The organism is Sulfolobus sp. B1, from assembly GCF_007050195.1.
In the GTDB taxonomy this organism is placed as follows: domain Archaea; phylum Thermoproteota; class Thermoprotei_A; order Sulfolobales; family Sulfolobaceae; genus Saccharolobus.
On sequence record NZ_QIMI01000035.1, the window covers coordinates 1 to 14421 of the forward strand.

Sequence of the window (14421 nt, forward strand, 5' to 3'; positions counted from 1 at the left end):
ACTCTTCTCCTCATTTCACCTATAGCGTCAGCAATCCCAGTGTTTGTAGTTCCAGCTAATGAAATTCACTACCACGTGAATATTGGAGAAGACTACGCTATTCTGTTTGACGTTACAGATTCAGGCTTAATAGAGAATCTAGGAATTTTAGAGTTTAAAGAAGAGGATAAATAATGTAAAAAGACTATAAAAATGTTTTTATTTATTCTTATTATTACCCCTGTTACCCCATACCAGCTTAAACACCTTTATTAGCATTTCGTCTCGCCACTTGGACAGTTCTTGAAAGCTTTTCCCCTTTATTGTCTCATACTCCTTCATTTGATCTATAACCCTCTTTACACCAGTATATGGAAACTTATCCCATTTAGCCAGCGTGGACATCCACTCATTAGCTCCGTATCCAAATCCTCTTGAGAAGAAGTACTCAATACCACCTTCTCCACCTCCTAAATGATAGGTTAAAAATGGTCCCATAAAGGCCCATCTAAGACCAATTGCTGCCGTCATAACTTTATCTATATCCTCTACAGTAGCAACTCCTTCATCTACTAGATTAACAGCCTCTCTGAATAAGGCAAAAGCAAGTCTATTACCTATAAATCCAGGTACTTCCTTCTTTAATACTACTATAACCCTATCTAAACTCTCCATAAGTTTTTTCGTTTTCTCTATAGTATCTGTTGATGTTTTTTCTCCAGGTACAATTTCAACTAAAGGTAGTAAATGAGGAGGATTCCAAGGATGTGCTATAATACCTCTTTCCGGAAATCTATCCATGGCTTTTTGTATCTCAGTCATTAATAGTCCGGAAGTACTGCTAGCTATTACTATTTCTTTATCCAATTTAGAATCAAGATATTTAAATAGCTTCTTCTTAGCATCATAATTCTCTATTATTGCTTCAATAACAAAGTCTGTATTACTTATTGCCTTATCCAAATCGGTTGTCATTGAAATGTTATTTAAGTAATCCTCATATCCCTTATCGATTATTCCTACTTCTCTTAATATTTTTAAATAATTTTTAACTTTCTCTATTCCTTTATTTAGCGTTTCTTGTTTTTCATTATAGAAGTTTACCTTGTAACCTTTAGTTACGAGCAATACAGTCCAGCCAGCCCCTATAATGCCAGCCCCTATGACTGATACTGTTCGAACATTTTCCATATTTTTAAACATGTATAAACAGTATAAGTATTTTTCCATCCTTTAATTGTCTTGAGAACTAGGCAAAAACTTTACGCCTTCTTTACTGTTTAGCAGTCAATATTCTTAGTTATTAATTCTATTATGGTCCAAAATAATTCATTATACCTTTGAATGGAAAAATCTTGTTCTTTTTAACTGGTTAACTTGTATACTTACGTTATAACCCAAAACTCTTAAAAGTTAATTTTCTCTACTATTTGGGAATACAATGAGTAACGAGATATTGGAAGAAATTAAGAGATATTTAGGTTCAGTTAATAACTCTCTTTTGGAGAGGTTTGATAGCAGAGAGAAACTACTGTTACTTGCTAGAGAATTAATCAGATATTGTGGAGAGACGATCTCTTTATCTCATAGGGGTAAAAAAGAAGAAGCGTTAAAAAAATATCACCAAGCAATAGAAAAAGCTAATGAGATAAGATCTATCATTAAAAACTTTCCAGAAATGCTATATGGTGATGTTGGAACTGCTTTTCAAGAGTTAGCGGAGGCTACTGTGATAATCTCGATGTACTTTAGTGAAAAATTAAAATTACCTAATGAATTAGGAATTCCTGATATTTACTATATCACTGGGATTGCTGACGCTATAGGTGAAATGAGGAGAAGAGTTTTAGAATTGTTAAAGAGGAGTAGCATTGATGAAGCCGAGAAGATCTATAATATAATGGAAGAGTTGTACGAACTATTATGGGGATTTGAGTATCCAAAGTCGTTAGTACCTGGACTACGACAAAAAATTGATGCTTTGAGAAAGATTTTAGAAGAGACTAACCATGATATATTTCTAGCTAAGATCGGTAAGTCTTGATAATATAATCTACTAATTTTTCAGCCACGTTTATTCCGGTAGCTAACATGAAACCCTTGAATTCAGGTACATCATTTAATTCATTTATCACATAACCTTTAGTCGGATGTTCAAGGATATCAATCGATATGAATTCTCCTCTTACTATCTTAGCAGCCTTAACACTCAACTCCTTTAACTTATCATCTAAATTTATTGGAGTAGGATTTCCTCCTAATGCGACGTTAGCTCTCCATTCGTTAGGCGGTATATTTCTGGCGTAACATCCAATAGTTTCCTCACCTATAACTATACATCTTATATCTCTATTAGTATACTTTATGTATTCTTGAACTATATGAACCTTTAATGCACTATTTCCTAACATTTCCCTATGCTCAATTATTGTCTTTCCTTCGTATACGTCTCTGATTAGTGATACTAATCTACCCCAGCTTCCAATTGGAGGTTTATCGATTAGTGGAAATCCAATTTGCTCATATGCTTTCATTACTGCATCTGAAGAGGTTGCAATTATAGAGTCGGGTATTGGAACATCATTTCTGAATAATTTTGAATACGTTAATATCTTATCTCCACAAGTGCTTATAGCTTCCGTGGAATTTATCGTGTGAACTCCTACGGCTTCTAGCACTGCTGATGAATACAAAGCTCTATACATGCTGACTGGTCTTATAATTCCTACATCATATTTTCTAAGTTCTTTATTAAATGGTAATGGTTCTTGTCCAACATTTATTACATCATAGTCAATGCTTTTGCTATTAAGGGCTTTTATTATGAATTTCTCCTCTTGTCTTATAATATCTGTTATTAACGCTATTTTCATTTCTATATACCACCACCATATTCAGAAACTTCATAATATGTTAAAGAATCCGAAACTAGGAATGCTTTACTGAGCTCCTCACCTAGTCTCCCATTAAGAATTATAGGTATATTGTAATCCACAGCCGACCTTCTAATACTATAATCTATTTTTTTCAAGTATCCATCTGTTATAATCAGTTGTACCTTCTTAGATCTCACCAGTTCTTCTGCTTTCTGTTTATCTATTGGAATTGCTCCCTTGACTTCGACTTCGGACAAGGTATAAACTATTAATCCATACTTATTTAAATTCTTTATCGCATTTTCAAGATATTGTATATTTCTCTCACCGTATACTAAGGAAACACCATCCTTACTTGGAATCTTGTTTGGTAGAGAGGAGAGCCATGATTTTAGTAAAGCATCATAGAAAGTTACACCAAATGCTGCAGCTTCGCCGGTACTCTTCATTTCAGGGCCTAGGAACGGATAAGCTCCTCTTAGTTGTGCCCAAGAAAATTGAGGGCTTTTCACAGCCCAATACTTTGACTCAGGCTCATAGTATTCTTCATTAAAATCAAACCCTTCAAATATCGCCTTCATACTTGCCGAAATTATGTTAATACCCTTAGCCTTACTACTAAATGGCATTGATCTGCTCGCTCTTAAGTTAAGTTCGATAATATGTGGTATATTATTCTTGACAACAAACTGAGTGTTAAATGGTCCTTTAATGTTAATTTCATTAGCTAATCTAATTACGTATTCTCTCATCATGGCTACACTTTGATCTGATAATTTTCTGTGCGGTATAGACATCGTTGCATCTCCGCTATGAACTCCCGCTTCTTCCACGTGTTCCATTAAAATTCCTAACACTTTTTTACCGTCAGACGCCGCGTCAATTTCAGCCTCTATAGCATCTTCAATATATCTAGATATTACCACAGGGTGTTTGGGCGATATTTCTGTTGCCTTCCTTATATACTCATATAGCTCATCCTCATTGTACGCTATTTTCATGGATGATCCACTTAATACATAACTTGGCCTTACTAACACTGGGAATCCCACTTCGTTTATAAACTTCTTAATCTCGTTTAGGCTTGACGCAGATATCCACTGAGGTTGAGGTATATTTAACTTATCTAATAATTTAGAGAATTTCTCTCTATTCTCTGCCATATCCACTGAACTTCCGGAAGTGCCTAATAGTTTGATTCCTTTTTCTTCTAGCCCCTTAGCTATATTATTTCCTATTTGTCCTCCTGAAAACGTAGCTACGTATCTGAAGTTTTCCTTTCTGATTAGATCTAATATTCTCTCAACTGAGATCTCATCAAAGTATAGTTTTCTAGTTATATCCCAATCTGTGGATACAGTCTCTGGGTTAAAGTTTAATACAACAACCTCGTCAAAATATCTTTGAGCAGCATCTAATAATGAAACAACACTCCAGTCAAACTCTACCGAAACTCCTATTCTGAACCCGCCAGCTCCTACAATTAATAACTTGTTTCCAGACGAGAATTCTATATCGTCTTGTAAGCCGTTATAAGTTAAGTACATGTAATTTGTTACGGCTGGCCATTCCCCAGCTAAAGTATCTATCTGTTTGACTACTGGAAATATTTTATGCTCTTCTCTTAACTTCCTTATTTCCTCTACTGGTAACCTTAATGCTAAAGCTAATTGTTCGTCGTTGAAACCTAATTTCTTGGCAAATTTTATCGTTTCATTATTAATTTTTCCCTCTTTTTTCAAACTTTCATAAAATTCTACTAGGTTCTTTATTTTATTTAAGAAGAACTTATTAATTCCAGTAGCTTCATAAACTTCCTCAATTGTCGCTCCTTCCTTGAAGGCTTTAGCTGCATAAAGGAACCAATACGGTCTTCTATCCTTTAAGTTCTTTAACGCTTCTTCTTTAGTGATTTTGGAGTTGTATACTTTTCCTCCAACTACACCAGGTTCGCCGAGATCTAACATTCTTATCGCCTTTTGTAAACTTTCTTCAAATGATCTACCAATGCTCATTACTTCTCCTACGCTCATCATTTCAGTGCCCAGTGATTGATCAACATTTTCAAACTTATCGAGATCCCATCTTGGTATCTTTATTACTATATAATCTAGACTTGGCTCAAAACACGCGCAAGTCCTTCCAGATACTTTATTTATTACTTCATACAACTCATAACCTAACGCTAGCTTCGCTGATACATATGCTAATGGATAACCTGTCGCCTTACTTGCTAAGGCACTTGACCTAGACATTCTAGGGTTAGTTTCTATAATATAATATTCATATGCTTTTGGATTTAGTGCGAATTGTACATTGCACTCTCCCACTAGATCAATTGATTTGGCTACCTCTATTGATAGTTTTCTCATGTTCTGATATTCTAAATTATCAAGGGTTTGACAAGGAGCTACTACAGTTGATTCTCCAGTGTGTACTCCCATTGGGTCTAAATTCTCTATACAAGCTATGACAGCTGAGTTGCCTTTCTTATCTCTCATCACCTCGTATTCCAGCTCTATCCAGTGATGTAAATACTTCTCAATAAGAACTTCTCCAATATAGCTCTGAGATAAGGCTCTTCTGATATTTTTCTTCAAGTCCTCCTCACTCCACGCAACTAATGAACCTCTACCGCCAAGGTTAAAGCTTACTCTTACCATTACTGGATATCCCACTATTCTAGCGTTCTTAATTGCCTCTTCTTCACTTCTAGCGGAAAGGCTTGGTGGTACTGGAAGGTTATTCTCGATCATGGTTTCTCTGAATTTCTCTCTACTTAACGCTTTTTCAATGCCTTCTATCGGCGTACCTAGTACTTTTACGCCATACTTCTGTAGAATGCCTTTTTTATGTAAATCTACCCCTACATTTAATGCACTTTGCCCTCCAAAACCTATTAATATGGCATCTGGTCTTTCCCTTTCAATTACTTTTTCAACAGTCCACCAAACAGTAGGTAACATATATAGCTTATCAGCAAACTTCTTACTAGTTTGGACTGTAGCTACATTTGAATTAACTAGAATAGTCTGTATACCTTCTTCTTTAAGTGCTTTCAATGCTTGCGAACCGCTATAGTCGAATTCAGCTGCTTCCGCTATTTTTATAGGGCCAGACCCAACTACTAATGCTTTTCTGATACTCTCCCTCATTTTCCATTCACCATGACTTTAAATTTGTCAAACACGAAAGTTGAATCCCAAGGTCCGGGCCTGGCTTCTGGATGAAATTGGGTAGTGATTAAAGGCATTTTCTCATGAATCAAACCTTCTATAGTTCCATCATCTGGGTTGAAGAACCATACTTTAGTATTTTGGGGTATGTCCTCCTTAGATATTATACCGTAGCCGTGATTATGAGTTGTAATGTAACATTTGTTAGTTAAAGTATCTATTACTGGTTTATTAATCGCTCTATGACCAAATTTCATTTTTGTAATTTTTCCACCCAAAGCCAAGGTGGCAATTTGATGTCCTAAACAAATTCCTAGTGTAGGAATCTTATATTCCATTAATTCTGAGAACGTGTTGATCTGCTTATCCAATAAGTTAGGGTTTCCCGGACCATTACTGAATACAATACCTTTGGGATTATATTCAATTATTTGATTAGCATCATAGTTACATGGGACTCTGACTATCGAGAATCCTTTCTTGTAAAGTTGGTATAGAATTCCATGTTTTATTCCACAATCTATAACGACTATCATGCTCCCAGTATTTGGATGAAATATAGGAGATTTGGGTGAGGTGTATTGAGTAAAGTTTATTTCGTCGTACCTCTTCTCTAAATACTTTCTAGGATCATCTACTTCTAGTGCCGAAGCTATAATTCCCATCATTGTGCCAAAGCTTCTGATCTTTTTAACAATCATTCTAGTATCTACGTCAGACACTCCCGGAACATTCTCTAATTTAAGCCAATCATGAAGCGACATTTTAGCGTTCCACTTATCTGGATAAGTATTTTCTGTAACTACCAGGCCTTCAATCTGAATCTTCTCTGATTCGAAATTTGTTAATATTCCGTTCTCGTATATCTTGTCTGGTACACCGTAATTTCCTACCAGTGGGTGTGTTATTACTAGTATTTGCCCCTTATATGATGGGTCAGTTAAACTTTCCACATACCCGTTCATAGCGGTAGTGAAAACGACTTCACCTACTCTTATACCTTTAGCGCCAAACGCGTAGCCTTGTAGGAACGTTCCGTCTTCAAGGTAAAGATATCCTACCTCATGATCCTTGTTCGATTTCATCTTCTAACACCCTTAGCTCTCCCAGTTTAGAATTTATGTTCATATTGTAACTTTCTAGTTTTTTTACATCTTCATGCAATTTATCTTCTCTTATTTTTATCAAATTAGTTATTAAATCAAAATTAGGAGATCCGATTACTGCCTTCATTTTAATCGAATCTCTTATATTTAAAGTTGGCTTATATGAACCCTCTTTAACCCTTTTAGCTATTTCAAAATAAGCATACCTATATGGTGCTTTATGCTGAAGAGATAGCAGTTCTGCATCATCTGTTGCCAGAGTTGATGAGTCTAGTTCAACATTATTAATTTTAATATTATCAAAAAGTGAAATTAAAATTTCGAGAGAAGATTTAATATAATCTGTTGTAATCCAGTAATATTTGTTCATCTCTTGTAAATCTAGATTGTATCCCGAGGGCAACCCTTTATAGATAGAAAGTAATGATACTAAGAATCCTATAGCTTCCCCTGCCTTAGCTCTTAATATTTCCATTGTCACCGGATTTCTCTTTTGAGGCATTAAGCTACTAGTTGCAACATGTGTTTCAGGTAGTGTAACTATTTTATTAGATGAGTAAATAACCATATCCTCGGCTATTCTGCTTAACGTCACCATTAGAGTAACTAACTGGGAAATAGCTGATATTAGATCAGCTCTGGATGAAGTTGCTGAAATCGTATTATAGACAATTCCTTCAAATCCTAACAATTCTGCTTCTTTGAATCTATCTAATTTCACATTAGTGCCAACTATCGCTCCTGCCCCTAAAGGGGATCTATTAACCTTACTTAATTCTGAAAATAATAAGTCCCAATTCGTTGATAACTCCTCTTCTATGTAGGTTAGATAGTGTGAGAATGTTGTTGGTTGAGCCTGCTGAAGATGTGTAAATGAGGGAAATATTGTATTAGTATGTTCTTTAGCTTTCTTCAGTAATACGTCCCTTAGTTTGTTTATTTTGCTTAGTATTTCTATTATCTCATTTCTGAGTTTTATTCTTAATGCAGTAGCTACATGATCGTTTCTACTTCTTCCTAAACCTATCCAACCAGCCTCATCACCAACTCTAGATATTAAGAAATCCTCTAATGCCTCATGTATATCTTCATATTCTTTACTCAGCTCTTTGAATTCTTTTAACGCAATTAATAATTTCTTTGTAGTGATCTTACTAATATATCCATTTAAATATAAGTTAATAATATGAGCTTTCATTGTTAATTTAACTTCCTCTAATATGAAATTGTCACTATCTATGGAAGAGGTAAAGGATAAGACTTCGTCTTTACTTGATCCCCAACTTCTATATAACACTTATTCTCCCCTCACTCTTCTGGCTAGCACTGAATGGAGTCCCCAGATTTCGATAAATCCTCTAGCCATCTCATCACTAGGATACCATCCTTTGCTGTAGCTTGCAATCTTCTCTGAGTAGGGAGAGTATGTTGATTTTCTTCCAAGTATTCTTAATACACCATTACTCACCTCAATTTTTACCTCCCCTTCAACCCACTTATTCATCTCTTCAGCTATCTTGTTTAACGTGTCTCTGAGTGGTTCTATCCATAACCCTTGATATACTAGGTCACTCCAAAGCTGATCAACATACCTCTTAAATCTCAGTTCAGCCGGTGTAAATACCGTCTTCTCTAAATCCATATGCATCATTATTATGCCTAAAGCAGCGGGTACTTCATATACCTCCCTAGATTTAAATCCAACTACTCTATTTTCTATATGCTCTACTCTTCCAAATCCATGACTTCCTAACTTTAAGTTTAAAAGACTAACTATTTTGCTTAGATCCATTTTTTCTCCATTTATTGCTATTGGTAAACCATCTTCAAATTCTACACTTATCTCTTCCTTTCCAGTGTTAGTCAGTTTAGTCCACTCAAAGGCATCTTCCGGAACTTCGACTGATGGATCAGATATAATATCCCCCTCTATGCTTCTTCCCCAAAGATTCTCATCTATACTATACTTACTACTTTCAGTCTTTATCGGTATACCCTTTTCTTTAGCGTACTTTATTTCCTCTTCCCTTGTCATGTCCCATATTCTAGCTGGGGCAATAATCTTAGCCTCTGGATATAATGCTTTTATCATTAGATCGAATCTTACTTGATCATTTCCCTTCGAGGTAGAACCGTGAGCTATTGCGTCAGCTTTCTCTTTTCTAGCTACCTCAATTACCTTTTCAGCTATTAACGGTCTAGCTAAAGCTGTTGATAAAGGGTATACTCCTTCATATAGCCCGTTCAGTTTTATTGCATATTTTATATATTTTTCAGCAAAATCATCTATGGCATTTATTGTATAATGCTTAGAAGAACCTGCAATATATGCCCTTTTCTCAATCTCTTTGAAATCGTCTCTTTGTCCAACGTCTACTGTAACTGTTATAACTTCAGCCTTAAAGGTTTCCTTTAGCCAATTTATTGAAACTGTGGTATCCAGTCCACCCGAGTAAGCTAAGACGATTTTCATTTCAGAAAAGAACGTGAAAAACTAGCTTAAAAATACTTGAGATCATTAAAATAAGGCTTTCTTTATGTATAGAATGTTAAAGGTTTCCTTTAGCCTTTCTCTTTATATAGAAATCGAGAGCCTCTTTTATAAATTCTGTTCTACTTCCTAATCCTAGTTTTCTGGTGTAAACATCCACGTCCCTCAGAATGTCTTCCCTTAACCTTACGCTAACTACTTTTCTCATATTATATCTAACCCCCATACATTAATAAAAACCTAAGTGTTGAATTATAATTCGAATTAATCATTATTGAAGATCGGAACATATAAAAAAGCATTAACTTGCCGAAGTAAATATTACGGCTTTGTTTTGTTGTAGTTTCTCTTTTATCTTTTCCAATTTAGAGATCATGTTATTAATATCTTCATTTAAAATATCTTTATGATATTTTCTCACGTGTTCTTCACTATCTTCCTTAGCTAAAATAATGTTACAAATTGAGCATTCATATGAGCCGTCATTTGACTTCTTCACTATTGGCTTTAAGTCTGTTGAAATTTCTTTGAGTATGGGTACGAGCTTTTTAGCTTTCCCTTCGCTTCCACTTTTCTCGATGATCCTTTGGGCATAGCCACGGAGCTGATGTTTTGAGATATTATATTTATATGCAACTGTAGCTGGTCCTTCACCTTTAACTAAGTATTCTTCTAATGCATCCAATAGATAGTCGCTTCCACCTAATATTTTTAAAGCTACATAATTTACTAAAGACTTTATATCTGTTTGTTTCATATAGAGGTCACTGGAACCCTCTATATTCTTTAGAGTTTAAAAGGTATACACATAATTCTATAAATAAAGAATAACGTTCTTATAACTCTTTATCTCAATTCCGCTTCCCTCATATACTTTACCTATTTCATAAACATTTACGTATTTTCTTATCTCACTTTTTACCTCATCACTAAGTTCCTCTGAAACAAATAGAACTAAACCAATACCCATGTTGAAAATTTTATACATCTCTTCATGTGGTACCCCAGCTCTTTCAATAATTTTAAAGATTTCAGGTGGATCTGGCATATCTAAAACTATCTTATAACTAGTAAGTCTTTTAAGTTTAGTAAAAGTGCCTCCAGTAATGTGAGCAACACCCTTAACTTTGTCTATTACCTCTAAAACTGGTTTGACATAAATTTTTGTAGGAGATAATAATTGTTCTTTATATTGCTCTAATGAAATTCTTCCTTGATCAACTAATTTTCTGATCAATGAGTATCCATTAGCGTGAATACCATTACTTTCTAAGCCTAAAACGACATCTCCCGGTCTTATTTCAGAACCAGTTTTCAACTTATCTACAATTCCTATTGCAGTGCACGATAAATCAAATCCCTTTATCACGTCAGGCATGAAAGCTGTCTCACCACCAACTATTTCTACATTAGCCTCCTTTGCACCTTCCACTAGTCCTTCCATCAATTGAGTAAGTACATCGTCCATTGGTCTTTCAAATGCTAAATAATCTACTAAAGCTACTGGCTTTGCACCTACGGATATTAGATCATTGACGTTCATTGCTACACAATCTATTCCAACTGGTTTTACAATTCCAGCCTTTAATGCTAGTAATGTCTTAGTTCCTACTCCATCAGTGTGGATAGCTATGTTCAAATTTTCTATTCTTATTATACCCGCGTAGTGCCCTGCGCCTAAAACAGTATTTTTATATGTGTTAGAAATTGCATTAGAAATTACAGAATGATAACTTCGTAATTTGTTTAAGTCCACTCCAGCTTTCTTATACTCCTCGCTCACCATAGTCCACCATTAGGACTCCATATGCCAGAAGATCCAAGAGTACCATTTCTTATTCTATTTTTATAAGAGTATCTTACAATTTCTGCCTTTTCTATATGCTCTGTTATATTCTTACCAATATCATGTCTATATATTAGCTTAGTATCAGAATGAATATAGTTTATGCACTTATCTAACTTCTCTGAGGCAGTGTTAAAATCTCCAATGCAAACTAGTTCTAAAGCTCTAGATCCTTTAGTTATCAGTTGCATCCCTTCTAACGCCACAGAGCCGAAAAATACAATACAACCAACTTCCTTTATTTTATTTAAGTCCAACATAATCTTATGATTACTTGCCATCTGTTTTGAAATTGGATAGCCTAGAGGGGCAACTGCACGAACTACAGATGACTCCTCTTTCACTTTGATTTTTGCCTTGCTCAGATGACCAGTTGCCGTTAGCTCTATTATCTCTCCAAAATCAGAGTCAACCCTCGGAATTATAGCTGATGCCTCAGGATCACCAAATCTCGAATAGAATTCAATTACTGTTGGTCCCCATAACTCTGTTAACATCATTTGTCCTGCTATTATTCCTACATAATTCTTTTTAGTCTCTTCATATATTGCGTTAATAGTTTTCTTAATAATTTCATAGGTTGAAACGTATTCGTCTTCTGTAATAAACGGCAAGAGATGATCTGGTCCAGAAATAGAGCCCATACCTCCAGTCTCTGGTCCAATCCCATCTTGATATGCGTTTTTGTAATCTTGAGTAAGGGGTAGAGGTAGAGTAGAGTAACCATCAGATATCACGTGTAGGGTATATTCTGGTCCATCTACTTTCTCTTCTATTATTATCTTTGGTTCTCCTTCTTTCTTATACAAATTTCCAATACCCGATACACTCCTACTTAATGCATCTCTCTTATCTTGTGACAGATATGCTTCTAAATCTGCAACTACTTTAACTCCCCTTCCGCCTACTTGACCAGCTGGCTTTATCGCTATTGAACCTCCGTAGTTTAAGATAAATTCTGCAGCTTCCTCGATTGTATAAAACGTCCTATATTTCAATCTTCCCGGAATGGAGTATTTCCACATGAGTTGTCTTGCCCAGGCTTTAGACTCTTCTATCTTAGCTGTTTCCTTTAATGGTCCAAACACGGGAATACCTTCCTCTTTAAATACGTTAGCTATTCCATGGAATAAGGGGTCTTCCGGACCAATAACCCCAATATCTGGACTAACTCTCTTTATTACTTCCTTTACTCTATCCACTGATGAAGTATCTCCGATAAAATACTCTCCATTAGTATTCTTTACTACTTCATTTATACCTGGATTAATATAAGTGGAAAGTGCAAATACCTTGTAGCCTTTTGGAGATTTTCCCAAAGAATAAGCTAATGAATGCTCTCTAGCCCCATCTCCGATTAAAAGAACTTTCACTCAGATCACCACAGGATATTTTTTTGTCATACAACCTAAACATAATGAGTTATGACCTATTACCTTAATTAGCCCTTCTAAGCTGAGCCAATAAATAGAGTCTACTCCAAGCACTTTTGCTATTTCAGAATCGTTTAGATTTGCAGAAATCAATTCCTTCTCCTCAGGCACTTCAATCCCATATGGGCAATTTGAGATTAGTTTAGGACTTCCGATAAGTACATGAACTTCCTTGGCTCCAAGTTTCCTTAAATTAAATACGGTGTTCTTTATAGTAGTCCCGGTAACCATTGAGTCATCTATGAGCACTACTCTCTTTCCCTTAACTGCAGTTTTTATTGGATTTAGCTTTAATTGAACTCCAACTATTTTCAAAAAGCTATCTGAAGCTAACATAGTCCTAATTGGACTTCCGGTTCTAGTAAATCCTAGATCCATAGGTAAGCCTAATTTCCTTGAGTAACCTATAGCAAAAGGTAGCGCAGTTTCTGGTACTCCTATTACCGTATCAGCGTTTAAAGGTCTTTCAATCGCTAACTGTTCTCCTATTCTTAGCCTCAAATCATATACTTCTCTTTCATTTACTTTACTATCTATTCTAGCCTGATAGATATATTCAATTGCGCAATAGGACTTCTTAGGTTTTCTTACCTGCTTGCTTTCAATATGATATTTATCAATTATTATCATTTCTCCAGGATTTATATCTCTTTTATATTCAGCCCCGATAACATACATAGCTGTTGGTTCTGACGCCACTACAGCTAAATCAAACCCAAAACCTCCTATACTTATTGGTTTTAGTCCAAATTCATCTCTATATGCTATTAATTGACCCTCTTTGCTTATACCAATAAATGATATAGGTGCTTTAAGCCTTTCTATAACACTCTCTGGATCTTTAAATAACTCTGCAAATATGTCATTATCCTTCACTTCTCCATCCACAACTATAGAACCTTCCCCAGAAATTATCGGATATTTATGCCTAGTCCCTGCGTAACCTATTCCCGCCCAGCCACTTAATCCCTCGATATTTAGATCCTCAGGTGCAACATCTTGATTTATTAAAGTTATTTTTCCGTCTTTGAGTAAAGCTAAACCACTTTTTGAATAGCCTCGATGTTGCAATCCAATAATTCCATAGTATAAGAACTTCGAGATGTTCCATACTTCATCGAAGGCTAAAATTCCGAGGATTCCTGCCATTTTTTATCACTTTCCAAATATTTTTTCTAACTCAGAAATATCATATTTAAACTTTAATGGATAATTTCCAGTAAAACAAGCTACACATAAATCTTTCCTCCCTATAGCCTGAATTAGCTCATCTACTGTTAAGTACTCTACTGAGTCAGCCAATAGTTCTTTACTTATTTCCCTTTCTGTCCTATTATAAGCTACTAGCTCATCCCTCTTAGGGAAATCTATTCCCATATAGCAAGGATATTTGATCATGGGTGAGCCAACTCGTATATGCACTTCAGTTGCGCCTGCATTTCGTAGTATACTTACTATTCTCCTCATGGTATTTCCTCTAACTATAGAATCGTCTATTAGTATAACTTTCTTCC

12 protein-coding genes and 1 pseudogene are annotated in these 14421 nt (G+C 35.3%); 1 reads left to right on the plus strand and 12 read right to left on the minus strand.

Translation table 11 applies throughout. The annotated features are described in order from the left end of the window. Positions 1-198: 198 nt before the first annotated feature. Positions 199-1182, minus strand: a complete 984-nt coding sequence (locus tag DMP16_RS03940; protein ID WP_143576910.1) for a 3-hydroxyacyl-CoA dehydrogenase family protein — start codon at positions 1180-1182, stop codon at positions 199-201. 238 nt (positions 1183-1420) lie between these two features. Here DMP16_RS03940 and DMP16_RS03945 point away from each other — a divergent pair, with 238 nt between their 5' ends. Then, on the plus strand, positions 1421-2023 hold the full coding sequence (locus tag DMP16_RS03945) for a haloacid dehalogenase (RefSeq protein WP_069282113.1): 603 nt from the start codon (positions 1421-1423) through the stop codon (positions 2021-2023). Here DMP16_RS03945 and lysX read toward each other — a convergent pair. From lysX to DMP16_RS03995, 11 genes and pseudogenes are all read right to left on the minus strand, one after another. Then, positions 2004-2852, minus strand: a complete 849-nt coding sequence (gene lysX / locus DMP16_RS03950) for a lysine biosynthesis protein LysX (RefSeq protein WP_069282115.1) — start codon at positions 2850-2852, stop codon at positions 2004-2006. The genes DMP16_RS03945 and lysX overlap by 20 nt on opposite strands. Before the next feature lie 2 nt (positions 2853-2854). Next, positions 2855-6010 carry a carbamoyl-phosphate synthase (glutamine-hydrolyzing) large subunit gene (carB, locus tag DMP16_RS03955; protein ID WP_143576909.1) on the minus strand — a complete coding sequence of 1052 codons (3156 nt, stop codon included), beginning with the start codon at positions 6008-6010 and terminating at the stop codon, positions 2855-2857. After that, positions 6007-7116, minus strand: a complete 1110-nt coding sequence (carA, locus tag DMP16_RS03960; RefSeq protein WP_069282119.1) for a glutamine-hydrolyzing carbamoyl-phosphate synthase small subunit — start codon at positions 7114-7116, stop codon at positions 6007-6009. Before carA ends, carB begins: the two co-directional genes overlap by 4 nt. Beyond that, positions 7094-8434 (minus strand): argininosuccinate lyase, encoded by a 1341-nt coding sequence (gene argH / locus DMP16_RS03965; RefSeq protein ID WP_069282120.1) that lies wholly within the window; start codon positions 8432-8434, stop codon positions 7094-7096. Before argH ends, carA begins: the two co-directional genes overlap by 23 nt. Beyond that, complete coding sequence (locus DMP16_RS03970; protein WP_069282122.1) at positions 8435-9610, minus strand: argininosuccinate synthase; 1176 nt, start codon at positions 9608-9610, stop codon at positions 8435-8437. 76 nt (positions 9611-9686) lie between these two features. Further along, a complete protein-coding gene (locus tag DMP16_RS03975) occupies positions 9687-9836 on the minus strand; it encodes a ribbon-helix-helix protein, CopG family (RefSeq protein ID WP_069284561.1) in 150 nt (49 codons plus the stop codon). Positions 9837-9929: 93 nt separating this feature from the next. Further along, positions 9930-10385 (minus strand): hypothetical protein, encoded by a 456-nt coding sequence (locus DMP16_RS03980; protein ID WP_069282126.1) that lies wholly within the window; start codon positions 10383-10385, stop codon positions 9930-9932. 57 nt (positions 10386-10442) lie between these two features. Beyond that, entirely contained in the window at positions 10443-11414 is a 972-nt protein-coding gene (gene purM, locus DMP16_RS03985; protein ID WP_069282128.1) for a phosphoribosylformylglycinamidine cyclo-ligase, read from the minus strand. Further along, positions 11408-12847, minus strand: a complete 1440-nt coding sequence (purD, locus tag DMP16_RS10895) for a phosphoribosylamine--glycine ligase (RefSeq protein ID WP_185957810.1) — start codon at positions 12845-12847, stop codon at positions 11408-11410. The genes purM and purD overlap by 7 nt, the downstream gene beginning before the upstream one ends. Beyond that, positions 12848-14056 carry an amidophosphoribosyltransferase gene (locus tag DMP16_RS10900; protein ID WP_069282132.1) on the minus strand — a complete coding sequence of 403 codons (1209 nt, stop codon included), beginning with the start codon at positions 14054-14056 and terminating at the stop codon, positions 12848-12850. Between the two features lie 6 nt (positions 14057-14062). After that, a pseudogene (locus tag DMP16_RS03995) lies at positions 14063-14421 on the minus strand (amidophosphoribosyltransferase); the annotation flags it as partial.

What these genes read in the sequence shown, in the direction of transcription:
- DMP16_RS03940 (WP_143576910.1), bottom strand. Translation starts at nt 1,182, where the DNA reads ATGTTTAAAAATATGGAAAATGTTCGAACAGTATCAGTCATAGGGGCT.
- DMP16_RS03945 (WP_069282113.1), top strand. Translation starts at nt 1,421, where the DNA reads ATGAGTAACGAGATATTGGAAGAAATTAAGAGATATTTAGGTTCAGTT.
- lysX (WP_069282115.1), bottom strand. Translation starts at nt 2,852, where the DNA reads ATGAAAATAGCGTTAATAACAGATATTATAAGACAAGAGGAGAAATTC.
- carB (WP_143576909.1), bottom strand. Translation starts at nt 6,010, where the DNA reads ATGAGGGAGAGTATCAGAAAAGCATTAGTAGTTGGGTCTGGCCCTATA.
- carA (WP_069282119.1), bottom strand. Translation starts at nt 7,116, where the DNA reads ATGAAATCGAACAAGGATCATGAGGTAGGATATCTTTACCTTGAAGAC.
- DMP16_RS03970 (WP_069282122.1), bottom strand. Translation starts at nt 9,610, where the DNA reads ATGAAAATCGTCTTAGCTTACTCGGGTGGACTGGATACCACAGTTTCA.
- DMP16_RS03975 (WP_069284561.1), bottom strand. Translation starts at nt 9,836, where the DNA reads ATGAGAAAAGTAGTTAGCGTAAGGTTAAGGGAAGACATTCTGAGGGAC.
- DMP16_RS03980 (WP_069282126.1), bottom strand. Translation starts at nt 10,385, where the DNA reads ATGAAACAAACAGATATAAAGTCTTTAGTAAATTATGTAGCTTTAAAA.
- purM (WP_069282128.1), bottom strand. Translation starts at nt 11,414, where the DNA reads ATGGTGAGCGAGGAGTATAAGAAAGCTGGAGTGGACTTAAACAAATTA.
- DMP16_RS10900 (WP_069282132.1), bottom strand. Translation starts at nt 14,056, where the DNA reads ATGGCAGGAATCCTCGGAATTTTAGCCTTCGATGAAGTATGGAACATC.